The organism is Elusimicrobiota bacterium, assembly GCA_041660925.1.
Classification (GTDB): domain Bacteria; phylum Elusimicrobiota; class Elusimicrobia; order UBA1565; family UBA1565; genus JBAZUV01.
In genome coordinates this window covers 154,452-177,741 of the sequence record JBAZVI010000002.1, presented here as the reverse complement: position 1 = coordinate 177,741, position 23,290 = coordinate 154,452, and the positions used below count along the sequence as shown (strand labels likewise).

18 protein-coding genes are annotated in these 23,290 nt (G+C 69.1%); 2 read left to right on the top strand and 16 right to left on the bottom strand.

The features are described 5' to 3' along the window. Positions 1-21: 21 nt before the first annotated feature. On the top strand, positions 22-987 hold the full coding sequence (locus WC969_03430; GenBank protein ID MFA6028887.1) for a metallophosphoesterase: 966 nt from the start codon (positions 22-24) through the stop codon (positions 985-987). 704 nt (positions 988-1,691) lie between these two features. Continuing rightward, positions 1,692-2,552 carry a DMT family transporter gene (locus tag WC969_03425; GenBank protein ID MFA6028886.1) on the top strand — a complete coding sequence of 287 codons (861 nt, stop codon included), beginning with the start codon at positions 1,692-1,694 and terminating at the stop codon, positions 2,550-2,552. 117 nt (positions 2,553-2,669) lie between these two features. On the opposite strand, the gene WC969_03420 is transcribed toward WC969_03425, so the two are convergent. From WC969_03420 to tig, 16 genes are all read right to left on the bottom strand, one after another. Continuing rightward, complete coding sequence (locus WC969_03420) at positions 2,670-6,146, bottom strand: ATP-binding protein (GenBank protein MFA6028885.1); 3,477 nt, start codon at positions 6,144-6,146, stop codon at positions 2,670-2,672. A gap of 184 nt (positions 6,147-6,330) precedes the next feature. Next, positions 6,331-7,656, bottom strand: coding sequence for an MFS transporter (locus WC969_03415; GenBank protein MFA6028884.1), 1,326 nt, complete (start codon positions 7,654-7,656; stop codon positions 6,331-6,333). Positions 7,657-7,665: 9 nt separating this feature from the next. Beyond that, positions 7,666-9,015, bottom strand: coding sequence for an acetyl-CoA hydrolase/transferase C-terminal domain-containing protein (locus tag WC969_03410; GenBank protein MFA6028883.1), 1,350 nt, complete (start codon positions 9,013-9,015; stop codon positions 7,666-7,668). Positions 9,016-9,061: 46 nt separating this feature from the next. Beyond that, complete coding sequence (locus tag WC969_03405) at positions 9,062-10,042, bottom strand: ketoacyl-ACP synthase III (GenBank protein ID MFA6028882.1); 981 nt, start codon at positions 10,040-10,042, stop codon at positions 9,062-9,064. Between the two features lie 60 nt (positions 10,043-10,102). Next, positions 10,103-10,741 (bottom strand): TetR/AcrR family transcriptional regulator, encoded by a 639-nt coding sequence (locus tag WC969_03400; protein MFA6028881.1) that lies wholly within the window; start codon positions 10,739-10,741, stop codon positions 10,103-10,105. Between the two features lie 72 nt (positions 10,742-10,813). Continuing rightward, positions 10,814-11,998, bottom strand: coding sequence for an alpha/beta hydrolase (locus WC969_03395; GenBank protein ID MFA6028880.1), 1,185 nt, complete (start codon positions 11,996-11,998; stop codon positions 10,814-10,816). Further along, positions 11,995-13,677 (bottom strand): hypothetical protein, encoded by a 1,683-nt coding sequence (locus WC969_03390; protein MFA6028879.1) that lies wholly within the window; start codon positions 13,675-13,677, stop codon positions 11,995-11,997. Before WC969_03390 ends, WC969_03395 begins: the two co-directional genes overlap by 4 nt. A 184-nt stretch (positions 13,678-13,861) precedes the next feature. Next, positions 13,862-14,599, bottom strand: coding sequence for a hypothetical protein (locus tag WC969_03385; protein MFA6028878.1), 738 nt, complete (start codon positions 14,597-14,599; stop codon positions 13,862-13,864). Next, a complete protein-coding gene (locus tag WC969_03380) occupies positions 14,599-15,348 on the bottom strand; it encodes an ABC transporter permease subunit (GenBank protein MFA6028877.1) in 750 nt (249 codons plus the stop codon). Before WC969_03380 ends, WC969_03385 begins: the two co-directional genes overlap by 1 nt. After that, positions 15,345-16,139 carry an ABC transporter ATP-binding protein gene (locus WC969_03375; protein MFA6028876.1) on the bottom strand — a complete coding sequence of 265 codons (795 nt, stop codon included), beginning with the start codon at positions 16,137-16,139 and terminating at the stop codon, positions 15,345-15,347. Before WC969_03375 ends, WC969_03380 begins: the two co-directional genes overlap by 4 nt. Further along, a complete protein-coding gene (locus tag WC969_03370; GenBank protein ID MFA6028875.1) occupies positions 16,132-17,217 on the bottom strand; it encodes an alanine--glyoxylate aminotransferase family protein in 1,086 nt (361 codons plus the stop codon). Before WC969_03370 ends, WC969_03375 begins: the two co-directional genes overlap by 8 nt. A gap of 17 nt (positions 17,218-17,234) precedes the next feature. Beyond that, entirely contained in the window at positions 17,235-19,649 is a 2,415-nt protein-coding gene (gene lon, locus WC969_03365) for an endopeptidase La (GenBank protein MFA6028874.1), read from the bottom strand. After that, the gene (locus WC969_03360) at positions 19,646-20,245 is read right to left on the bottom strand and encodes an ATP-dependent Clp protease proteolytic subunit (protein ID MFA6028873.1); all 600 of its coding nucleotides are present in this window, start codon (positions 20,243-20,245) and stop codon (positions 19,646-19,648) included. The genes lon and WC969_03360 overlap by 4 nt, the downstream gene beginning before the upstream one ends. Positions 20,246-20,413: 168 nt before the next feature. Then, complete coding sequence (locus WC969_03355) at positions 20,414-20,959, bottom strand: hypothetical protein (GenBank protein MFA6028872.1); 546 nt, start codon at positions 20,957-20,959, stop codon at positions 20,414-20,416. A 178-nt stretch (positions 20,960-21,137) separates the two neighbouring features. Beyond that, positions 21,138-21,995 carry a transglutaminase family protein gene (locus tag WC969_03350; GenBank protein ID MFA6028871.1) on the bottom strand — a complete coding sequence of 286 codons (858 nt, stop codon included), beginning with the start codon at positions 21,993-21,995 and terminating at the stop codon, positions 21,138-21,140. Next, entirely contained in the window at positions 21,992-23,263 is a 1,272-nt protein-coding gene (gene tig, locus WC969_03345; protein ID MFA6028870.1) for a trigger factor, read from the bottom strand. The genes WC969_03350 and tig overlap by 4 nt, the downstream gene beginning before the upstream one ends. Between the last annotated feature and the right edge of the window lie 27 nt (positions 23,264-23,290).

Sequence of the window (23,290 nt, the reverse complement as noted above, 5' to 3'; positions counted from 1 at the left end):
GGGTTTTGATATCCTCTGCCCATGAGAATCCATCTCCTGCTCTCCCTCGTCCTCCTCGCGACTCCCGGCCTCGGCGCCAAGGAGAAGTCCAAGGCCGCTGCGAAGACCTCCTCCCCGGTCCCTGCGGCGGACCTCAGCGCCGCAAAAAGCGGCGCGAACGCCGCAGGGACGGCGCGAGCGGAGAACGACAAGCGCGCCGCCGCCGCGGCCGTCCCGGCGAAGCCAGCACCTGCGCCGGCCTGCGAGCGCTGCGTCGCCGTCTACGGCGACACTCGGACCGGCGAAGAGATCCATAAGACCATCGTCAAGCAGCTGCTCGCCGCGAAACCGACCGTGGTCCTGCACACCGGCGACTTCGTCGACAAGGGCGACAAGACCGACCAGTGGAAGTCCTCGCTCTCCATCACGAAGGACCTGCGCGCCGCAACCGCCTTCTATCCCATCTTCGGGAACCACGACGTCGGCAAGGACTCGGGGGCGACGCCCTTCTTCGAGGCCTTCCCCGCGCTCGCCGGCCAGCACTGGTACTCCTTCGAGCGCTGGGGGACCCGCTTCATCGGCATCGACACCGAGGCCCCTCTCGCCCCCGGCACCACCCAGTACGCCTGGCTCGAGGGGAAGCTCGCCTCCCGCTCCCTCAACGACCGCGCCGTCGTCTTCATGCACGACACGGTCTTCAGTTCCGGCTACCACGGCGCCTCGGAGAAGACCAAGGACCTGCCCGCGCTCTTCGAGAAGTACAAGGTCTCCCTCGTCTTCACCGGGCACGACCACGTCTACGAGCGCTCCGAGAAGGACGGCGTCGTCTATGTGGTGACGGGCGGGGGGGGCGCGCCGCTCTACCCCAAGGACAAGAAGAACCCCTACAGCAAGTTCTTCGCCTCGAAGAACCACTATTGCATGTTGTCGATTACCCCGGACGCCATGCGGGTGGAGGCATTCACGCCCGACGGGAAGAAGCTAGACGAAGTCATTATCAAGAAGTAGGAAGACCGTTTCCTACCCTCCCCTTCCTGCGAGTTCGCACTATCAGTTTCCTCACTGCGTGCGATCCCGGCACTATGGGCCGGGGTGCCGGCGAAGGGGCGTAGGGGTAGGGGGGGCTTAAAGAACGCGCCTCGGGTTTCAGCCCGAGGCGCGTTTCTCTAAATGGCTCCGGCGGTAGGACTCGAACCTACAACCCTCCCGTTACAAGTGCCCCCGGGTTTCCCCAAGGCTTGGACTATCTCATCTCCGCGGAGCTTTCGCTCCGGACGGAGCCAGGCGCTTCCCCCGATCCTCCGGGGTACGAACTCGCGTTCTAGTCTCTGCACCTTCCCCGCTTGCGCGGGGCTTGGCTCAGGATTACCGTGTCCCCCTGAGGGGATTTAGGCTTCCCTGAATTCACCTGGTTCTTCACCCGCATGTTTCCATGCGGGGCTGCATGTTCCATACAGCGGGATGCTCCACCATTGAGCTACGCCGGAATGGTGCTTACTGCGGAGCTATTTTAGCAGATTCGAAGAGGGATATCTCCGGCGTAGGGTCTCGCCAGGTGTGCGCGACGCGAGGCGCACACCTGGCGGAGGCTCCTCCACCCACCCGCCCACCGGAGCGGTGCGCGGCGGCTGATTCCGGAACGACCCGAAATTCTTAGCAGACCCAGGCGCGCGCGGCAGCGCGCGCCTGATACAAAGTGAGATAATGGACCCATGAAGCTCCGCGGCATCCTCCTCACCGTCTTCTCCTCTCTCTGGTTCAGTTCCGCGGCCATGCTCATCAAGGGCCTCGGCCCAGACGTGCCCGCCGTCTGGGTCGTCTGCCTGAGGAACGCCCTGGCCTTCCCCGAGGTCTGGTGGCTCCTGCGCCGCGAGGGACTGCCCCTGGCGAGCCGCAACTGGCCCCGTCTCGGTCTGCGCGCCATCCTCGCCCTGCTCGCCATGATCACGAACTTCTGGGCCCTGCCGCGCATGCCGCTGGCCAACAACACCCTGCTCAACCAGACCGCTCCGCTCTTCGCCGTGCTCTGGGGGATCCTCTTCTTCGGAGAACGTCCGTCCCGCTCCGCGATGGCCTGCACCGCCCTCGCCTTCGTCGGGGTCTACGTGACCCTGCGCCCCTCCTTCGCGGGAGCCCTTCTGCCCGCGCTCATGGCCCTCTGCGCCGGGCTCACCGCCTCGCTGGCCTTCGCCACGCTGCGCTCCATCGCGCAGGACGAGCCCCATCTGCGCATCCTCGCCTACTTCACCGGACTGGGGGGAGCCGCGATGCTCCCCTGGGTCCTCTCCTCGGGCTGGCTCCCCGACGCCCGCCAGCTGCTCATGCTGGCCGCGACGGCCGCCTGCGCAACGATCGGACAGTTCTTCCTCACCGCCGGCCTGCGCGACGCGCCCGTCTCGCTGGGGAGCGTCGGGACCCTCTTCTCGCTGGTGGTGGGAGTCGGAGGGGGCTGGGCCTTCTGGGGGGAGGTCCCCGACCCCTGGACCTGGACCGGCTGTCTCCTCATCGGCGGCGGCATCGCGGGCGTCATGCTGGATTCCCGTCGTGCACGCACAGCGATTCCTATCGACTGACCGGCGGTAGGGCTCTACCCCCTACGCCCCCCTCGAGAGGGGGGAAGAGACGCGTGTGCGGGGGGAAATGAAACAGCCCCCGGAGCGTGAGCTCCGGGGGCTGTTCTTCTCTGAAGCTTACTTCGCCGGGCCGCCGACCTTGCCGATGTTCTGCCGGGCCTGGCGGAGGATCTCGGAGTAGGCGACGCCGGTCAGGACCTCGATGCCCTGGCTGACGTGCTCGACGCCCCAGATGTGGAACTTGCCCTCGCGCACCGCCTGGACGATCTCGGGCTTGAGGTTGAGCTCGGTGATGTTCGAGGCCGGGATGATGACGCCCTGCTTCCCGGTGAAGCCGCGCGACTTGGCCAGCTCGTAGACGCCCGTGATCTTCTCGTTGGCGCCGCCGATGGCCTGGACGTTGCCGAACTGGTCGGCGGAGCCGGTCACCGCGATCCCCTGGAAGATCGGGGTCCCGGAGAGGGCCGAGAGCGCCGCGTAGATCTTCGTCGAGGTCGCCGAGTCGCCGTCGATGCCCCCGTAGTTCTGCTCGAAGGAGTACTGGAGGTCGACGGTCAGCGGCCGGGTCTTCCCGAAGGTGTTGCGCAGGAAGCCCTGGACCACGCCGAGCGCCTTGTTGAAGCTCGAACCCGTGGTGCCCGCGTTATGGTCCCAGGAGACGACCAGGCCGGAGCCGGCCGTCGCCGTCACCGTGATGCGGCTGGGCACGCCGAACTCGCCCATGACCGCCAGGCCGTTGATCTGGCCGACGACGTAGCCGTCGGTGGCCGCCATGAAGACGTTCTTGTCGTAGAGGGTCCGGTAGTGCCGCACGCCCGCCCCCTCGCGCTCCGAGCGCTCCTTGAGCGCCTGGACGACGTCCTCGGCCTGGACCATGTCGTGGCCGTTCTCCTTCGCCCAGAACGAGGACTCCTTGAGGAGGCCGAGCACGGAGCCGAACTGCATGGAGAGCTTCTCGTTGGAGCCGGTGAGCTTCGCGCCGTACTCCATCACGCTGCGCAGGGCGCCGCGGGTGAGGTCGAGGAGCTCGCCCGCGCTCCGGGCGACCATGTTCTTCATGAAGTCGAGGTAGCTCTCGATGGCCGGCGCCGAGATCTCCAGCGAGGACTCGAACTCGGCGAGGGCGCCGAACTGCGCGCGGAAGTCCTCGTCGTAGTGCTCGAGCATCATCTTGAGCATCGGAGAGCCGACGAGCACCACCTTGACGGCCGTGGGGATGGCGTACGCGCCGCCGCGGTTGGCGAAGCCGACGAGGCCGTCCTCGGTGATGGAGGCGTAGCCGCTGCGCAGCGACTTCGAGAGCGCCTGCCAGACGCCGGGCTCGCGGAGCACGTCCTCGAGCTGGAGCACGAGGAAGCCGCCGTTGGCTTTGTGGAAGGAGCCTCCCTTGAGCAGGGGGCCGCCGGGCATCTCGATGGGCATCATGCCGTTGGTCGTCTGCACCAGGCGCATCTGCTTCTGCGCGGTCCCGAAGAGGTTCTCGTAGGTCGGGTTCTTCTCGTAGACCACCGGCGCCCCGCCCTCAGGGCGGTTCGCGGACAGGACGGAGAACTTGAAGATCTCGCTCGGATCCTGCCGCTGGCCGTTCTTGCCGGGGAGGAACATCTCGTAGTTCGACGCGAGGTGGCTGAAGAAGCCGCGCAGCCCCTTGACGGCGTACTGCGTGTCCGCGTCGGGCTTCGGGTCCGCCTTGTGGAGCGCGTCGTGCTCCTTCTTGAAGGCGAGCATGACCTGCTGCATGGCCTGCGCGTAGCCCTGCACGGCCTCCTGGAGCTTCGCCATGAGCGCTTCGACGGCCGCCTGCTCGACTTTGCCTTCGGCGACGAGCTGCGCGATGGCCTCGTTGCCCTCGAGGACCTCTCCTTCAAAGGAGACCTCGACCGCCGGGCGGTAGCCCTGGGTCGTCTCGACGAGCTGGATCGTGCCCTTGAACGGGCCGGACTCGACGGTCCCGAGCTTGGACTGGATCTCGGCCTTCATGGCCTCGACCTTCTGCTGGAGCTTCTGGTGCGCGGGGTCGTCGTGCGTGACGGCCGGCATCACCGTCGCGAGCACGGGCGCCATGAGCTGGTTGACCAGGGCCGTGACCATCTGTCCGTCGACCAGGGCGATCTGCTCCTGGACCGACTGGTAGTCCTTCTGGTTCTGCATGACCATGGCCTTGTACTGCTCCACGATCTTCGTGCCGATCGGCTGCAGCTCCTTCTGGACCTGAGCCCATTCCGCCTGGGTGATGGTCCCCTTCGCGAGATGCTCCTGGAGCGACTCCTCGCTGATGGGCGCGCCGTCGACGGTCGGGGCGACGAAGATCTGGACGCCTTCCTCGCTCTGCTGCATGCGCACGACGAGGCCGTAGCGGCCGTTGGGGCCGAACTTGATCTGGGAGGTCGCCGCGTCGAGCTCCTGCTGGCGCTGGAGCGCCGCGGCCTGGAACTGGTCCTGGAGCTGCTTCTTCGCCTCGGCGGCGGAGCCGCCCTCGAGGGCCTGCGGCAGGAGCTGAGCGAAGCGGTCGTAGAAGGCGGCGATGGCCTTCTTCAGCGCCGGCGCGGAGCCGGCGGGGAGCTTGAAGAGGAGCGGCCGGTCCTTGTTCTCGACGTTGGTGAGGACCGCCATGTCCTTGGGCGTCGCCATCGTGGGCGCGAGCTCGCTGAGGATGTGGCGCACCGCGGTCTCGCGGCCCGACCCGTCGGGGCCGGTGACGACGACGTTGTAGCCGGGGCCGGCCATCTTGAAGCCGAAGAGCATCGCGCGCAGCGCGCGGTCCTGTCCGATGACCTGGTGGTCGGAAGCGGCGAGCTCGGCGGTGCTGGCCGGGAGGTCTTCGTCCTTCGGGGACCAGCGCAGGCGTTCGATGGGGACCTGGAGCTTCTCGACGGCGATGGTTCCGGCCTTCGGCCTCGCGGCCTCGGCCTTCTCCGCGGCGTAGCGCTTGAGGCCGGAGGGGACGAGGCGGGAGCGGGAGCGGGAGAGGGAGGCCCAGAAGCCCTGGGGCTCGGCGGTCTGCGCGGCGGGCATGAGCCCGTCGGCGACGACCTTCACGCCGTTGTTGTCGAAGAGTCGGCCGGAGGCGGCGCCCTCGCTGCCCTTGGGCGCGGATAGGGCCTCCACGAAGGAGAGGATGTCCCGGCGCGCGGCTCCCTCGGGAAGGGCCTCGGCGGCGGACTTGAGCTTCGCGAGGTCCTGGACGGTGTCGAGCTTGTCCGGGAGGACGACGCCGGCGGTCCGGAGCCCGTTGAGGATCGCGATGACCGGGTGGCGCTCGACCGCCATGACCGACTGCTGCGCCGCGATCGGAGCGGCGGCGGCCGCAGCAGGGGAGATGACGGCGGTCTGCGCCTGGGCGGCGGTCTTGAGCGTCGGATTGCCCGCGAGGCCGGGGATGCCCTGCAGCGAGGCGGGCGCCGCGATGTTCATCGGCGCGAGCTGCACGTCGTAGACCTTCACTACGCCGGAGACGCCGGAGACGCCCGGGACGGGAGCCTGGGAGACCTGGGCCTGAGTGACCTGCGCCCAGAGGGCCGGGGAAGGCGTCAGCAGGAACGCCGCCAACGCCACGGCCAGGATTTTCTTCGAGCAGCCGGAAATGTCGCTCATAGTCCTTCTCCTCACGACAGACTGAAAGGAATCTGCCTTCACAATGATAATGATAAGGGAGACTCTCCGCAATCGCATGGGCCGAAAAGGCATTTAAAGCAGGATTTGGGCCCAGACCCCGTATAGGACTCTCCTATAGGTCCATGCCTTGCCGAAAGACCCACGCCGCTGGATAGGCCCTTGGTCAGGCGGACTCAGGCGCAGAGGGCGTTCCCTCTCCCTCCCCGCCGGGAGAGGGGCTGGGGGTGAGGGGGGCCGCCGCGGCCACGGTCCCGCGGCGCCCCTCGCGGATGCCGAGCAGGACAAGGAGGGCCGCCAGGACCAGCGCCCCGAGCATCACGTCGAAGCCGGCGGCATAGTCGCCGCCGCGGAAAGCGATGGTGTAGCCGATGATCAGGTTCGTGAGGAAGCCCCCGATCTGCCCGCCGGTGTTGATGAAGCCGCTTCCCGCGCCCATCATCCGCGTCGGCAGGAGGATCATCGTGAACGCGCCGCAAGCCCCGCAGGCCATGAAGAGGAGGAGCCCTGCGACGCACTGCAGCGCCATGTAGGCCGTCGGGTCCGCGACCCGCGTGAAGCCCCAGAGGGATAGACCGCCCAGGACCATGCAGCCGAGCACGAGCCGCTTGCGCCGGCCCCGGAAGAAGCGGTCCGAGATCCAGCCCGCCGAGATGCAGCCGACCGTCCCGAACGCGAAGGGCAGCGAGGCCGCCCAGGCCGTGCCGCGCAGGTCGAGCCCCTTCACCTTCATCAGATAGGAGGGCAGCCAGGTCAGCCAGCCGTACATCGTCACGTTGAAGACGAGCGCGATGAAGAAGAGGACCCAGACCGCGGGCATGCGCAGGAGCTCCCCGAGCCCGGCGGGCTCCAGGGAGCCCTCGGCGTTCGCCTCCTCCGAGCGGATGTCGGACTCGTACTCCTCGATGTCCTTCCAAGTGGAGTGGGGGGACTCCCGGATGGCGTTGTAGACCGCGGCGCGGGCCACGAGCACGCAGACGACGCCCAGGAGGCCGAGCAGGTAGAAGCAGACGCGCCAGCCGTAGCGGGCGAGCACCGGGGCCAGGAGCAGCGGCGTCAGCGCCGGGCCGAGCGCGATCGACGAGATGACGACCGCGTTGGCCGTCGTGCGGTCCTTCTTCGTGTACCACTGCGCGAGGACCTTCCAGACCGAGGCCGGGAAGACGCCCTCGCCGACGCCGAAGAGGAAGCGCGTCGCGAGCATGGAGGGCAGCCCGCCCATGAGGCCCGTGAGGGCCGTGAAGACCGACCACCACGAGAGAGCGCCCAGGATGACCTTGCGCGGCCCGTGCCGGTCGGCGAGGATCCCGCCCGGGATCTGGAAGAGGGAGTAGCCCAGGAAGAAGGCGCTCAGGATCCAGCCGATGCGCTCGGGCCCGATCCCCAGGTCCTTCGCCATGAAGGGGATGGTCATGTTGATGGCCATCCGGTCCAGCCAGGCGACGAGGTAGCAGAGGATGAGGGCCAGCGCGACCCGGTGGCTCGCCTTCACGCGCATGGCCTAGAGGTAGCCCAGCTTGCGGGCCTGAGCGGTCAGCTCGGAACGGAAGTCCGGGTGCGCGACGGCGATGAGGTTCTGCGTGCGCTCGCGCACCGTGCGGCCGCGCATGTAGGCGATGCCGTGCTCGGTGACGATGTGGTCGCAGTTCGCGCGATGGAGGGAGACGGCCGTCCCCTCGGGCAGCGTCGGGACGATGGTGCTGACCTTGCCGCCCTTCGCCGTCGCGTAGCAGGCGATGACGGACTTCCCGAGGCCGTCGTAGGCCTCCTTCGCCCCGACCGCGGTGTCCGTCTGCCCGCCGGTGCCGGAGTACTGCCGCGTGCCGATGGACTCGCTGGCGACCTGCCCGGTGAAGTCCACCATGAGGCAGGTGTTGATGGAGACCATGCGCGAGTTCTGCCGCAGGACCGCCGGGTCGTTGACCCAGGCGCCGCGGCGGAACTCGACGGCCATGTTGTCGTCGAGCCAGTCGTAGAGCTTGCGCGAGCCCATGGCGAAGGTCGTGATGAACTTGTCCTTGGCCAGCGCCTTGCGCTTGTTCGTCACCACGCCCAGGTCGTAGAGCTCCATCATGGAGTCCACCAGCATCTCCGTGTGCACGCCCAGGTCCTTCTTGCCCTTGAGCGCGAGCGCGGCGGCGTTGGGGATGCCGCCGATGCCGAGCTGGAGGGTCGAGCCGTCCGACACGAGCTCCGCGATGTGCTGGCCGATGAGGAGGTCCGTCTCCGAGGGCTCGGGAGCGGGCAGCGTCGGGACCTCCTGGTGGTGCTCGACGAAGAGGTCCACGTCCTGGACGTGCACGTGGGTGTCGCCGAAAGTCCGCGGGAGGTTCTCGTTGACTTCGAGAACGACCGTGTCGGCCGCCTCCAGGATGTCCTTCTCGTAGGTGACGCCGAGCGAGAGGGAGACGAAGCCGTTGGCGTCCATCGGCGTGCAGGTGCCGAAGAAGATGTCCGGCTTGCGCGCCGAGAGCCGGTCGAGCGCCGCGCGATGCAGCATGTTGGGGACATAGGTGACGGTCCCGGTGCCCGCCGAGAGCGCGGCGCGCGAGCCCGGGGCGTGGAACCAGCTGCAGAGCTCGAAGTGCCCCTTCATCTCCGGCTTCATGTAGAAGTCGTAGGGCTTCAGCGTCAGGACCGAGAAGACCCGGACGTCGCGGACCTTGTCCTTGACCAGGTGGAACTTCGACATGCAGCCCTGCGGCTCCGAGGCGCACTGCGCGACGATGACGTCGTCGCCGGACTCGATCCTCGCGACCGCCTCCTCGACGGAGACGAGCTTGCTCTTGTAGATCTCACGCCACTTCCCGCCCTTGGCGCCCGCGTGTGCCTTCGTCGCCGTCGCGTCCATGTTCCCTCCGAAGCCCCCATCGGGAATCCCCGACGGGGAGTCCCGATCAGTAGGTCAGAGCGAGGGAGGCCATCGCGAAGCCGCCCCCCGAGGCGCAGAACACGACCTTCTGTCCCCGCTGGAGCTTCCCCTGGGCGATGGCGTCGTGGAGCACCATGGGGATGCAGGCCGAGCCGGTGTAGCCCCACTTCTCCATGACGGTGTGGGCCTTCTCCATCGGCAGCGCGTACTTCTTCATGATGTCTTCGATGGTCTGCCTGCGGATCTGGGTGAAGACGAAGAGGTCCACCTCCTCCATCTTCAGCTTCGCCTTGGCCAGCGTCTTCTCGATGAGCGGCGGCCAGAGGTCGAAGTTGAGCGTGGGGGGGAACTTCTTGAGCACGCGCACGTACTGCGTGCCCTGCGTCAGGACCTCCGGGCTCGCCGGCGCGGCCGAACCTCCGCCGTAGATGCCCATGTAGTCCCAATACTGCCCGTCGGCGCTCAAGGTCGAGCCGTGGAAGCGCGCGGCCGGGTCGCGGCGCAGGACCACGGCGCCCGCGCCGTCGCCGAAGAGCGTGTAGCAGCCGGGGTCCTTGGGGTCGAGGAACTTGGACATCGCGTAGGTCCCGATGACCAGCGCGGTCCGGTACTGCTCGTCGGCGCCCTCGAGGTACTTGCCCGCGACGTCCATGGCGGTCACGAAGCCCGCGCAGGCGCAGTTGACGTCGAAGGTCCCCGCGTTCTTCGCGCCCAGCTCATGCTGGACGAAGGAGGAGGTGCCCGGCGAGAGGAAGGCGGGGGTGTCGGTGGCCAGGACGATGAGGTCGATCTCCTCGGCCCTCGTCTTCGCGGCCGCCAGTGCCGCCCGCGCGGCTTTCAGGGCGTGGTGCCCGGAATGCTCGTCGGGAGCGGAATGGTAGCGGGCGCCGTGCCCGATGCGCTTGTAGACCTTCTCCCAGGGGTCGCGGCCGAAGCGCGCGAACATCTCCTCGTTGGTGACGAGCTTCTGCGGCAGGTGCATCCCGGTCCCGATGATCTTGGCCATGCGTTCAACCCTCTTGCCGCGGCGTGCCGCGGCGCATTGCGACCCCTCGGGGGGGTCCCGTCAGCGGCCTCGGCGCTCCTCCCGGGGGAGGATGCCGTTGCGGAAGAGCTCGGCGAACTGCCGGATCGCCTGCTTGTCGTCCATGCCGTAATGGCCCTTCACGTTGAAGAGCTTCTCCATGATGAAGAAATTCTGATACGAGAACGTCACGGTCATCATCGCCGCGACGGGGTCGACGCCTTCGGCGATGCGGGAGGAGAGCTTCTCTCCCCGGGTCTCGAGCAGCTTCGCGTAGCGTTCGCGCATCCCCATGAAGATCCGCGCGATGTGCTTGGCGTCGAACTCGATCATGTCCACGTAGATGAGGCGGAGGTAGTCGGCGAACTTCTCGACGGTCTGCCGGCTGGCTTCTCCGATCTCCGCGATGTCGTCGGGGAAGGTCGTCTTCGCGAGGGCCTTCATCATCGGCTGGGAGGGGGAGAAGTACTCCTTCTCGTATTCCTCGAGGAGGGTCGCGAAGAGGCGCTCCTTGGTGGGGAAGTGGTTGTAGATGTTCCCCAGGGAGACGCCGGCCTTCAGCGCGATCTGACGCGTCGACGTCCCGTGGTAGCCCTGGCGCCGGAAGAGCGTCGTCGCCGCGCGCAGGATCTTGCCGCGATGGATCGAATCCTTCAGGTTCCCGTTCTTCTTCTCTTCCATGGCCGCCCTCCTAATGAACGAACGCTCGTTCACATTGTACACGCTCCCCTCCCGTTTGTCAAGGGCCATCGGTCAGCTCCGGGAGGGGACGGCGGCTTCGGCGGCGGGAGGAACGACGCCTTCCTCGACCCAGCGGACCAGGCGGCGGAAGGCCTCGTGCGCGTGCGGCATGAGCGGCTCGGCGGCGGGGAAGGCCTCGCGGTCCTTGTCCACGTGGGTGGCGTCGGCGACGCGGTGGAGGCGATGGAGGGCCGCGCGGCCCCGGGCCTCGACGAGGGCGCGGTAGCCCTCCGCGTGGGGCCCGAAGGGGATGAGGAAGTCGCGCCCTCCGGAGAGCGAGAGGAGCGGCCGCTGGAGGTCCCCGGTGCACTCCACGGCGCGGATGCGCCCGCGCACCTCGGCGGGCCGTCGGGAAAGGTCGTACGCCTCGAGAGGGCCCTCATAGGAGGGATCGAGGTCGCCGAGAGCCAGCGTCAGCGACGCCTCCCAGTACATGAAGCGGTAGAACTGGAGCACGGCGTCCCATTCGACGTCCGCCGGATAGCCCAGGGCCCGGAGGGCCTCCCGCTTCGGCGGGCGCGCATCGAGCGCGCGCAGAGCCGCGGGGAGCTGCTCGAGGAGGTTCGACCCCTCGGCGCGCCAGAGCACGCCGGAGACGTCCACGGCCCCGTCGAAGAGGCCGGGGTCCCGCTCGACCGCGAGCCGCGCGAGGTAGCCGCCGTTCGAGACCCCCACCGCGTAAGTCTTCTCCGGCAGCTTCCCGTAGCGGGCCTTGCACTCCTCGAGCGCGAGCTCGGCGAGCGCCTTCAGACGCGGGTACCAGTGCGCGATCCCGTTCTCGGAGCCCAGGGGGACGAAGACCGTGTCGCCGTCCGGGACGGCCCGGATGCCTTTGTCCGTGCAGGCGAAGGCGTAGCCGGCGGAAAGGAGGAAGTCCGACCAGTAGAGGTCGTAGCCGCTCTCGCAGTTGAGGCCGGGCGCGCCGGAGACGACGAGCCGCCCGTTCCAGACTTTGGGCAGGCGCAGGAGGTAGCGCGCCACGGGGTCCTTGGGCAGCGTGCCCTTGATCAGATGTCCCGGAAGCGGCCCGGCGAGGGGCGTGTAATAGGAGATGGGCGGAGCGATGATGACCGCGTCGACGTGCAGGGAGCCCGTCAGCCGCTGGGTGAAGGTCGAAAGGTCGGTGACCTCCCGTTCGAAGCGCTCCGAGAGCGCCGAGAAGCCCAGGCGGACGCCGAACGCGCGGAACGGCTTCACGGATAGAGCTGCCGGTCCAGCTTCCCGGGCGAACGCAGCGGGTAGTAGTGGTCGCTGTCCACGACGCGCACCCGGAAGAGGCCGCTCTCGTCAACGAACTCCCGGCCGGCCTTGGGCGCCTTCTCAGGGACCTTGAAGCCGAAGAGCTCGAAGCAGAGCTTCGCGCTGATCCAGGGGATGAGCTGGTCGTCGGCGGAGTGGATGATCTCGACGCGGATGCCGTAGTCGCGGATGCGCTGGACGTCCTCCTTCGTGAAGTCGAGCAGGGAGGTGTCGTTTGCGCGGCGCAGGAACGCCTCCTGCCAGCCGGGCTTCGCGGAGTTCTCCTCCACGATCTGCCGGATGCGCTCGCGGACGTGGTCGATGTCCTTGTCCCAGGGATCGGCGAGGTGCTTGCGCAGTTCGTCGACGGCGCCCTTGGAGGCCAGCGCGAGGATCATGTTGCGCTGCATCTGGAGGGCGAAGATCTGCGGGAGCACGAAAGGCGCCGAGAACGGGTTCGCCTTGATCGCCGCGCTCAGCGCGCCGCCGTAGGAGTCCATGAGGTCGAGCTGCTGGACGATCATGCGGATGATCTTGGCCATCTGCGCGAACTGCTCGCCGGCGACGGTCTCGCTGTTCCCGTAGTGGGTGGTGGCGTTGAGCATCGTCACCTTCCCGCCCTTGAGCAGACGCAGGGCCTGCTGCACTTCGAGGTCGCGGTGGAGCTGGACCATCTTCTGGAAGACGAGGACGCCGTAAGAGTGGAGCGTGAGGTCCACCGCCTGAGTCCCCGAGCGCTCGGCGGCGAGGACGATCATGCGCGCCATGTCGCGCGCGTCCTGCTCGTAGACCTTGTCCGAGCGCGAGAACCCGGTGGGGGCATGCCCGCGCAGCCAGGCGAAGTACTGGTCCGACTTGGCCTTCTTCTGGGTCTCGAAGAGGGTGTCGTAGCTCTCGGCGAGAGCGAGGCCGCCGATGAAGACCATCGGGACGCGCTCGGAGCCCTCGGCCTTGCGGAACTTGTAGTGGATGTCCAGGTCGCCCGAAGCGCTCAGGAAGGTCGCGGACTCCCAGACGTCTTCCTGCGCGGCCCGTTCGCCGCGCCGCTCGAGGGTCACGCGCGGACGAGGGGCGGGGCCGTCGCTCTCGGCGGCGACCGGGAGGACGGCGTCCTGCGCGCGGAGGCCGTCGTACATGCGGGAAACGGATTGGTGGGCCTGCGCCGCGGAGGCCTTGGAGTCGGTCATCGAGCGCACGCTCGCTTCGACGCCTTCGGTGGCGGCGAAAGCGGGGGCATTCGACGGAACGGCGACTCCGTCGGCCGCGATCGCGGCCTTCGCGGAGGAGGGGAGGGCGGCGCGGGAGCCCGCCAGCGAGGCGGCACGCGGGGCGGGCATGTTCATGACCGCCGCAGGGATCACGGCGGGGAGCGCCGTCCCCTTGAGCGTGAGGGAAGGAAGGGGGGAGAGGGTCGGCAGGACGACGGCCTGGAGGTTCGTCGTGAAGCCGACGGTCCCCGGAGCGCCCCGCAGGCTCGCGGCGGCGACCGCGGCCGGCACGGCGATCGAACCGCTCACGACCGGCGCGGCCCCGGTCTTCACCTGGGCGGCGGCGGGAGTCGAAAAGCCCTGCGCGGCGGCGAGCAGGGCGGCGAAGGCGGCGGCGTTCATGGGACGAAGGCGGGGGTCGTAGTTCACGCTCGTGTTCTCCCTTGCGCTTGATGACGCTCAACGTCCGCGGTTGTCGAGCGTCAACATCTATAGGAGGAGTTTAACCCCGCCGCCGTCCGCGCGTATGGGCCGAGGGACCCCGGAGGCCGAGATTAATCGACCCATGCCGCGCTGGGCCGGGGGGCCCAGGTAGCTGAACGAGCGTTCGCTCTTAAAGGGCGCCGAGGCGGCGCAGGCCGCGCCGCGCGATCTCGTGGTAGTTCTCGTCGCGGGAGGCGAGGAGCTCCCGGTAGAGGGACGCCGCCTCGACGCGGTGACCGGCCTTCTCGTTGAGATAGGCGGCCATGTGCCGCACCATCGTCGGGCAGTCGGGCTCGGCGAGGGACTGCGCCAGAGCCTTCAGGACGCTCTCCGCGTCGCCCTTCTTATGGAAGCCGATCGCGGCGATGTAGGCGGCGTAGCGCCAGTTCTCCGGACGTCGCCCGCGCGCCTCCTCGAGGAGGACGAGGGCCTCGTCCGGCCGGTTCTGGTTGAACGCCAGCGCGCCGGCGACGTGGAACGCCGCGTACTCGAAGCGGGGGTCGAGCGCGAGCACGCGGCGCACGCGCGCCAGGAGCTCGGCGTACGCTCCCGCGGCGAAGTCCCGGTGCGCGTGCCCCGGGCGGCCGTGCTCCGCGGGATCCTCCTCCCCGCGGCTGTCGGGCGAGCCGTAGTAGAGGATGAGCTGCACGAAGGTGAGGTCCGCGGCGAGGCGGCGCATGCCCATGACGAGCATGCTCGCGTCGCGCACCAGGTCCTCGGGCGCGGAGCGCAGCTCCGCGACCGCCGGGAGCGCCGCCTCCGGGGAGACCCGTGAGACGCCGGCGTTGAGCGCGGCGATGAGCGCGAGCGCGGCGACGACGGAGAGCGCCGACGCGGCCGCCGAGCGCGCGAAGCCCCGCTCCTCCATCAGAACTCCCGGCGGCGGAAGAGGGCCGTCGTCAGTCCCAGGCAGACCGCGCTGTAGAGCGCCGCGTAGAGACAGGCCCAGAACAGGGGCTCGGGAGCGCCGCCGAGCCGGTCCCGGAAGTTCAGGCGCTCGAGGTCGGGGACGAGGTAGACGAGCGCTCCCATCGTCTTCGCCCGGAGGGCGTCGCGCGCGAGGAGCCCGCGCATCTCCGAGGTGAAGTGGCCGAGCGTCCACGCGACCGCGGTCATGAGCAGCCCCGAGACCGTCGAGGTCGAGACCAGGGACAGCAGGGAGGCCAGCGAGGCCGTCAGCGAGGTCTTCAGGAGGATGCCGAGCAGCGCGACCGCGTAGGCGTTCTCCCAGTGCCAGCCCTTGCTCGTCATGAGCGCGACGTGGAGGCCGCCCATGAGCAGGACGGCGCAGAACGCGGAGGCGACCAGGCCCGCCCAGCCTCCGGCGATGTAGGCGGTGCGCGGGACCGGGCGCGAGAGGATCAGATAGAGCGTCTTCGTCTCCATCTCCCGGAGCAGGGCGCTGGCCGCGGCGAAGGCGACGGCCGCGGTCGTGAGGAGCTCGATGGCGGCGAGTCCGAAGTCGAGGAGGACGCGCAGCTCCTGGTCGGCGGCGAGGACGCCGAGGAGGAGACTCATGTAGACGAGCAGCCCCCCGAAGATGAGGGTGACGAGGAAGAAGCGGCTGCGCAGCTGTTCGCGGAAGGAGTGTCGGGCCAGCAGGAGGAAGTCGTTCACGCGCGCCTCCCGGCGTCCTTCGGCAGGACCGTCTCGATGAAGAGCTTCTCGAGCCCCTCGTCGGCCCAGTCGGCCGCGCCGAGGATGCGCGCAAGGCGGCCCTCGACGAGGATGCCGACGCGGTGGCAGAGCTTCTCGACCTCCGAGATGCTGTGCGAGGAGAGAAGGATCGTCGCGCCCTGCCGGTTCAGCGAGGCGAGCAGCTCGCGGATGTCGTGCACCGCGAGAGGATCGAGGCCGCTGGCGGGCTCGTCGAGGACGTAGAGCTTCGGGCGGTGGAGCATCGCCTGGGCCAGACCGAGGCGCTGGAGCATGCCTTTCGAGAACTCGCGCGCCTTGCGGTCGGCGGCGGCGAGCAGCCCCACGTCGGCGAGCGCGTCCTTCACGCGCTGGCCGAGGCCCTTGGAGGGGACCCGGGAGAGTCGCGCGTAGAAGGTCAGCGCCTCGCGGGGGGAGAGATAAGGGTAGAAGTACGGGAGCTCGGGAAGATAGCCCATCTGCGCGAGGGCCTCGGGGTCCTCCGGGTCGCGGTCGTAGACCCGGACGCGGCCGACCGTCGGCCGCAGCAGGCCCAGCGCGAGCTTCATCGTGGTGGTCTTTCCCTGCCCGTTCAAGCCCAGGAGACCGAAGACCTCTCCTTCGACGAGCGAAAAGTGGAGCCCGCCCACGCCGCGGGAGTAGGTCCTGCGTCCGAGGTGGGAGCGCACGTACGTCTTGGTGACCGTCTCGAACGCGAGCGGCGAGATCGGCGGCGCGTCGGGGACGACGGGAGCGGGAGTTGCCTTAGGCATGGGCCTTCGCGAGCCTCCGGCGCAGGACGGCGAGACCCCGGTCGAGGTCGGCGCGGGTGATCGCGCCCATGTGGGCCACGCGGACGATCTTCCCGGCGAGCTTCTCCTGCCCGCCGCCGAAGCAGATCCGGTCCTCCGTGCGCATCGCGCGCAGGAGCGCGCGGCCGTCGGTGCCCTCGGGAAGCCAGGCGGCCGTGAGGATGTCCGATGCGTCGCGGGCGAAGAGGCGCAGGCCCATGCCGGAGAGCTCCTTGCGCGCGTACGCGGCGAGCTCCGCCGTCCGCTTCCAGACGTTCTCGAGGCCCTCCTCGCGGATGAGGCGCAGCGCCTCGACCTGCGCGACGATGACCGGCACGCAGGGGGTGTAGGGGGTCTCCGCCTTGTCGATCGACTTGAGCATCGTGCGCCAGTCGAAGTAGAAGCGCGGCAGCTTCGCGGCGGCGCAGGCCTTCAGCGCGCGCGGCGAGAGGGCGGCGTACGCGAGGCCGGGCGGGCACATGAGGCCCTTCTGCGAGGCGGAGAGCACGGCGTCGAGGCCCCAGGCGTCGGTCTCGAGCTCCTCGGCGGCGAGCCCGGAGACGGCGTCGACGACGACGAGGGCGTCGGAGCCCTCCCGCACCGCCGCGGAGAGGGCCTTGAGGTCGTTGACGATGCCCGTCGAGGTGTCCGTGTGCTGGAAGAAGCACGCCTTCAGGCCCTTCTCGGAGCGCAGGGCCTTGCGCAGGCGCTCGGGGTCGGCCGCATGACCCCACTCCTCGGAGAGGACGACCGGCTCGAGGCCGTGCGCGCGCAGGATCTCGGCGAAGCGGTCTCCGAAGGCGCCCGTCGAGTGCACGAGCGCCCGGTCGCCGGGGGAGAGGAGGTTGACGACCGAGGACTCCATGGCGCCCGTGCCCGAGCAGGTCATCACCAGGACCTTGTTCTTCGTCCGGTAGACGTCCTGGAGCCCCGCGAGCAGCTCGCGGAAGACGATGCCGAACTCGTCGGTGCGGTGGTGGAGGATGGGGCGCTCGAGGGCCGCGCGCACCGTGAGCGGCAGCGGCGTCGGGCCCGGCGTGAGCAGAAGGATGTCGTACATGGCTTTCTCCTGGGGGTTCATGCGGTGGCGGAGGGCCGCTCGTGCGGCGCGGCGGCGGGGAAGCCCGCGATCGGCGCGCGCAGGGGCTGGGGCCGCGCGGACGCGGGCTCGAGCGCGGCCTCGAGGACCTGCTCGATGCGGGAGACGGGGACCATCTCCAGCGCCTCGCGGACGTCCGCCGGGATCTCCTCGAGGTCCTTGCGGTTCTGGTCGGGATAGAGCACCGTGCGGATGCCGCAGCGGTGCGCGGCGAGGACCTTCTCCTTGAGGCCCCCGATGGGCAGCACGCGCCCGCGCAGCGTGAGCTCGCCGGTCATGGCGACGCCCGCTCGGACCGCGCGCCCGGTGAGGTGGCTGGCCAGCGCGGTCGCGATGGCGACGCCCGCGGAAGGGCCGTCCTTGGGGACGGCGCCTTCGGGGACGTGCACGTGGAAGCCGCTCGTCTTGAAGACCGCGGCCGGTACGCCGAGGCGGTCGGAGACGGAGCGGACCCAGGAGAGAGCCGCCTTCGCGGACTCCTGCATGACGACTCCGAGCTTCCCGGTCAGGACGATCTCGCCCTTGCCGGGATAGGAGAGCACCTCGATGGCGAGCAGGGTGCCTCCGACCTCCGTCCAGGCCAGGCCGGTGGAGACGCCCACGGCGTTGTGCGAGCCGTCCTCGGGGGGGAACCTGGGGACGCCGAGGAGCCCGGGGAGGTCCGCGGCGCGCACGACGACGGTCGAAGCGCCTTTCTCCACGACGCGGCGCGCGGACTTCCGGCAGAGCCCCGCGATCTCCCGCTCGAGGCTGCGCACGCCCGCCTCCCGGGTGTATTCCTGGATCATGCGCTCGAGCGCGCCGTCCTCGACCTTCAGCTGGCCGGGCTTGAGGCCGTGCGACTCCAGGGCCTTGGGCAGGAGGAAGCCCTTGGCGATGAGGATCTTCTCCTTCTGCGTATAGCCGGGGAAGCGGATGATCTCGAGGCGGTCCTGCAGCGCGGCCGGGATGCCGTCGAGGGTGTTCGCCGTGCAGATGAACATCGTGGCGGAGAGGTCGAACTCGAGGTCGAGGTAATGGTCGGTGAAGGTGGAGTTCTGGGCCGGGTCGAGGACCTCGAGCAGGGCGGCGGCGGGGTCTCCGCGCCAATCCATCCCCATCTTGTCGACCTCGTCGAGCAGGAAGACGGGGTTGCGGCTCTTGGCCTTGCGCATGGCCTGGATGATGCGTCCCGGCATGGAACCGATGTAGGTGCGTCGGTGCCCGCGGATCTCCGCCTCGTCGCGGACCCCGCCGAGCGCGAGCCGGGCGAAGCGGCGCCCGACCGCCCGCGCGATGGAGCGTCCGATGGAGGTCTTGCCCACGCCGGGCGGGCCGACGAAGCAGAGGATCGGACCCTGGAGCTTCTTGGTGAGGCGGCAGACCGCGAGGTACTCGAGGATGCGCTCTTTCGCCTTGTCGAGACCGTAGTGGTCCTCGTCGAGGATGCGGGCCGCGCGCTCGAGGTCGAGGCTGTCGCGCGTGCGCTTGGACCAGGGCAGGCCGGTCAGCCAGTCGAGATAGGTGCGGCAGACCGTGGACTCCGGGGAGAAGGGCGCCATCTTCTCGAGGCGCCCGAGCTCCTTGAGGGCCGCCTCGCAGGCGGCCGCCGGCATGCGCGCCTTCACGACGCGCTCGCGGAGGTCGTCGATCTCCTTCTGGAAGTCGTCCTTCTGGCGGAGCTCCTTCTGGATCGCCTTCATCTGCTCCGTCAGGTAGTACTCCTTCTGCGTCTTCTGGATCTGGGAGCGCACGCGGGTGTGGATGCGCTTCTCGATGCCGAGGATCTCGGCCTCCGCTTCGAGCAGCTCGACGAGCCGCTCGAGACGACGGCGGGGGTCGAGGAGCTCGAGGAGGGCTTGGCGCTCGGCGAGCTTCACGACCGCGTTCGCCGCGACCGTGTCGGCGAGGCGGGAGGGGTCGGCGATCGCGCGCAGCGCGGCCGCGGCCTCGGGGGCCGCCCGGCGCGTCTGTCGGGAGAGGGCCTCGTAGAGCCCGACGACCCGCCGCATGAGCGCCTCGACCTCGGGGTCCTTCGCGCAGGGCTTCTCCGGGTAGCGCAACGCGGTCTCCCAGTGGCCGCCGGAGCCGAGGACGGGGTCGACGAGCTCGGCGCGCCAGAGCCCCTGCAGGAAGACCTTCAGGGTGCCGTCGGGCATGCGCAGGAACTGAGAGACCTCGGCGACCGCCGCCGTCCCGTAGAGGTCGGCGACGCCGGGGTCCTCGGTGGAGGCCTGCCGCTGGGTGGCCACGGCCACGAGGCGGCCGGTCGCGGAGTTCGCCGCCTCGAGCGCGCGGATCGACTTCTCGCGGCCGACGGAGAGCGGCACGGACATGTGCGGGAAGACGACGACGTCGCGGACGACGAGGAGGGGGAGCCGCGCGGGGCGCTCGGGAAGGGCTTCGGCGCTCACTTGACGGCGCGGATGATCTCGTCGACGATGCCGTACTCCTTCGCCTCGGCCGCCGACAGGTAGTAGTTCCTCTCCATGTCCTCGCCCAGCTTCTGCTCGGTCTGTCCGGTGTGCTTGGCGAGGATCCTCGCGAGGCGGGCCTTGGTCTGCTCGAGCTCCTTGGCCTCGATGGTGATGTCCGTCGCCTGTCCGGAGATCCCGCCGTAGATGAGCGGCTGGTGGATCATGACGCGGGCGTAGGGGAGGATGAAGCGGCGGCCGGGCGTCCCGGCGGCGAGGAGGACCGCGCCGAAGGACATCGCCATGCCCACGCAGATGGTGGTCACCGGCGACTTGATGTACTGCATCGTATCGTAGACGGCGAGGCCGGCCGTGACCATGCCGCCGGGGGAGTTGATGTAGAGGTTGATGTCCTTCTCGCTGTCCTCGGCGTCGAGGTAGAGCATCTGCGCGATGAGGAGGTTGGCGGAATCGGTGGTGACGGCGCCCTCTTCCCCGCCGACGAAGATGATGCGGTCCTTCAGGAGCCGCGAGTAGATGTCGTAGCCGATGGCGGAACCCTGGTTCCAACGCTCGAGTATCGTGGGGATGATCATGGTAGCAGGAGTATATAAAAAGAGGGGGACGCCGTCAGGGGGGGAAAGCCCCCGTCTCTGCGCGTCCGCCTTACGGGAATGGAAGGGCCCCATCGAGGAACTCGATAGGGCCCTTCGCCCGTGAAGCGTCTGGTCCAGCCGGCCTTCAGCCGTTCGTCGCCGGCTATCTCAGTAGCACTTGTAATGCCTGACGCCGTCCGCATCGACGCTCGACAGCGCTTTCGTCTTGCCGTACTCGCAGTCCAGGCTATCGAAGTTCTCCTGACTCTTCTGCTGAGCAGCCTTAGACTTCTCCTCCTCCGACTGTTCCTGCTGCTTCTGCGCGTCGCTCTTCCCCTTCTTCTTCGACGCCGCCGGCGCCGGCGCGACAGGCTTCGGCGCTTTCTCAGGACAAAGGACCGGATCGAGAGCATCAACGGCACAACCGACCTTGTCCGCAAGAATGATCGCGCCTGCATCTTGGATCGCGACCGCTCCGGCATCCTCAAGAGCCTGCGCTGCGCGCTTCTCAGAGGAGGCTGCGGCAACCGTTCCGTTGCCTTCGGCCGAGCGGATGAGAGCGGAAAGGATCCCGCCGCCGTCCGTTTTGCCGGCCTTCGCCGTAGTGTCGAAGTACGACGCATCCGCATTGGCATGGGACTCGACGGCCCAGCCGACCGATACGACGCCGAGCGCGACGATGGTGCCGAACATCCTTCCGAAGGAACTCTTCATCTCTCTACCCCCGAGCGGACGCTTGAGCGCGCCACGCTGCTGTGGATAGTCTAGCGCGTCAGGCCGGCTCCGACATGATGAGAACGTCTCATGGGACCGGCGCTTTTGGGTCTATGCGAAGGGGTTCGCGTTCGAGCCCATGCTCGAACCGCGCCGTACGTTCCGCACGGCGGGGGACTCAGGAGGCGAGGAGGCGCTGGCAGGCGGAGAGGCGTTCGGCGCGCACGCGGTCGCCCGTGCGCGCATAGGCGTGGACGAGGGCCAGAGCCGCGCGGGAGAGCAGGGCGCGCGGAGAGGCGGGAAGGAGCTGCCAGGACTGAAGGCGCGGCCCGCCCCGCGCGGCCTCCTCCTCGCACTCGGCGGCGGTGAGGACGCGCCCGCCCCGGGAGGGGTCGATGAAGAAGCGCTGGCGCCCGGTCTCGAAGAGGGCGAGGGCGCGGCCCGGCAGCGTGACGGCGCTCACGGCGAGGCCGAGCCGCCGGGCGACGAGCGCGTAGAGCGCTACGAGCATCAGCGGCGAGCCGCGCCGGCGCTCGAGGGTCCGGTCGAGCCGCGCGTTGTCGGGATGATGAGGGTCGGCCGCGTCGGGCTGGAAGCCGCACTGCAGGAAGAGGAAGTCGTTGTAGCGGTGCAGCACGGAGAGCGGCTCCGCGCGCGGCGTGCGGGCCCACTTCATCTCCTCGGCGAGCGCGTCGAGCATGCTCCCGACCTTCCCCGGGGGGAGCCCCGGCTCCGCGTAGGCGCAGAGGAGTCCGAGGCCGGCCTCGAGGTCGAGCCCGGCCTCGGGGCTCGCGCAGAGAGCGCGCCAGCGCGCGTCGAGGCCCTCGAAGGCGCACTCGAGCTCGAGTTCGGCGAAGCGGACGCCGGCCTCGCCGGCGATCCCCGCGGCGCAGGCGCGCAGGCGCTCCGGCTCGTCGCGCAGGAGCTCGCGCAGGCGCGCGCAGACGAGCGCGCGGGACGCCTCGTCCTCGTCGTCGAGGAGAGAGACGAGCGCCCGCAGCGCCGCGTCGCCGAGGCCCGCGACGGCCGTCGTCACCCCGCGGCCTCCGTGATCTTCGCGCTTCCCCGCACGAACTCGAGGACCTTGCGGTCCTTCAGCGAGGAGAGGATCCCGTCCTTTCGCTGCGAGAAGAACTCCTGGACGTCCTTCTTCTGCTCCTCGCTCTCCGCCTGCGCCAGGTTCTTGTCGAGCTCCTTCTGGAAGTCCTCGTCGCCGACGGAGATCTTCTCCTGCCGCGCGACCGCCTCGAGCACGAAGGAGAGCCGCACCTCGTCCTCGGACTGGGAGCGGAGCTTCTCGCGGAGCTTGGCCGTCTCCGCCTCGGGGAGCCCGCGCATGCCCAGGCGCCGCAGGACGCGGTGCATCGTCTGCTCGAGCTGGTGCTCGGCGAGCGTGGGGGGGACGGGGAACTTGTTGGCGGCGAGCAGCGCCTGGTCGATCTGCTGCACGAGCTCGCGCTCCGTACGCTCCTCGTTCTCGGCGGCGGCCAGCTCGCGCAGCTTGGCCTTCAGCGCGTCGAGGGCGTCGAAGCCCATGTCCTTGGCGAACTCGTCGTCGAGGACGGGGAGCTTCTTCTCCTTGATCTCGGAGACGCTCACGCGGCCGACGGCCTCCTGCGTGGAGATCTTCACGGGGAACTCGCGGGACTCGCCGCGCTTCGCGCCGAGGAGCCCCTCGACGAGGCCCTCCACGCTCTGCTGCGCCGACATGTCCACGAGCTCCTGCTTGCCCTTCGCACCGGGCAGCGCCTTGCCGGCGCGCAGCATCTCGTAGTCGACGACGGCGTAGTGCGTCTTCTCGAGCGCCGCGGCGGGGCTCACCTCGAGCCGCGCGTTCCCTTCCTGCAGCTGCTGGAGGCGCTTGCCGACCTCCTCGTCGGTGACCGCGTACTTCTTGCGGGTGAGCGCGAGGCCCTTGTAGCCCTTGGCGTCGAACTTCGGGGCGACCTCGAGCTCGAGGGTGAAGACGAAGGGCTTGCCCTCCTCGGCGTGCACGTGGCCGATCGAAGGGGGCACGAGCGGCTGGGCGCCGGCGGAGCGCAGGGCCTCGGGCACCGCGAGCTGGATGAGCCCGTCGGCCGCGTCGGCCTTCGCCTGCGACGAGAACTGCCGGCGGACGACGTCCATGGGGGCCTTTCCGGGACGGAAGCCCGGGATGCGGGCACGGGCCTGTATGCGGACGAAGGCCTCCTGTACGGAGGCATCGAAGCGCTCGCGCGGCAGCGTCACTTCGTAGGAGAGCGCGCAGCCCTCCTCCTTGAGTTTCTTCACCGAGATCTTCAGGTCCGTCTTCTGTTCCGCCATCCTAGCCTCCTTCCGCTCCGTCTGTCC

Coding starts and splice junctions, on each gene's coding strand:
- WC969_03405 (MFA6028882.1), bottom strand. CDS start 10,042: ATGGCCAAGATCATCGGGACCGGGATGCACCTGCCGCAGAAGCTCGTC.
- WC969_03410 (MFA6028883.1), bottom strand. CDS start 9,015: ATGGACGCGACGGCGACGAAGGCACACGCGGGCGCCAAGGGCGGGAAG.
- WC969_03430 (MFA6028887.1), top strand. CDS start 22: ATGAGAATCCATCTCCTGCTCTCCCTCGTCCTCCTCGCGACTCCCGGC.
- WC969_03385 (MFA6028878.1), bottom strand. CDS start 14,599: ATGGAGGAGCGGGGCTTCGCGCGCTCGGCGGCCGCGTCGGCGCTCTCC.
- WC969_03425 (MFA6028886.1), top strand. CDS start 1,692: ATGAAGCTCCGCGGCATCCTCCTCACCGTCTTCTCCTCTCTCTGGTTC.
- WC969_03420 (MFA6028885.1), bottom strand. CDS start 6,146: ATGAGCGACATTTCCGGCTGCTCGAAGAAAATCCTGGCCGTGGCGTTG.
- tig (MFA6028870.1), bottom strand. CDS start 23,263: ATGGCGGAACAGAAGACGGACCTGAAGATCTCGGTGAAGAAACTCAAG.
- WC969_03375 (MFA6028876.1), bottom strand. CDS start 16,139: ATGCCTAAGGCAACTCCCGCTCCCGTCGTCCCCGACGCGCCGCCGATC.
- WC969_03355 (MFA6028872.1), bottom strand. CDS start 20,959: ATGAAGAGTTCCTTCGGAAGGATGTTCGGCACCATCGTCGCGCTCGGC.
- WC969_03400 (MFA6028881.1), bottom strand. CDS start 10,741: ATGGAAGAGAAGAAGAACGGGAACCTGAAGGATTCGATCCATCGCGGC.
- WC969_03370 (MFA6028875.1), bottom strand. CDS start 17,217: ATGTACGACATCCTTCTGCTCACGCCGGGCCCGACGCCGCTGCCGCTC.
- WC969_03360 (MFA6028873.1), bottom strand. CDS start 20,245: ATGATCATCCCCACGATACTCGAGCGTTGGAACCAGGGTTCCGCCATC.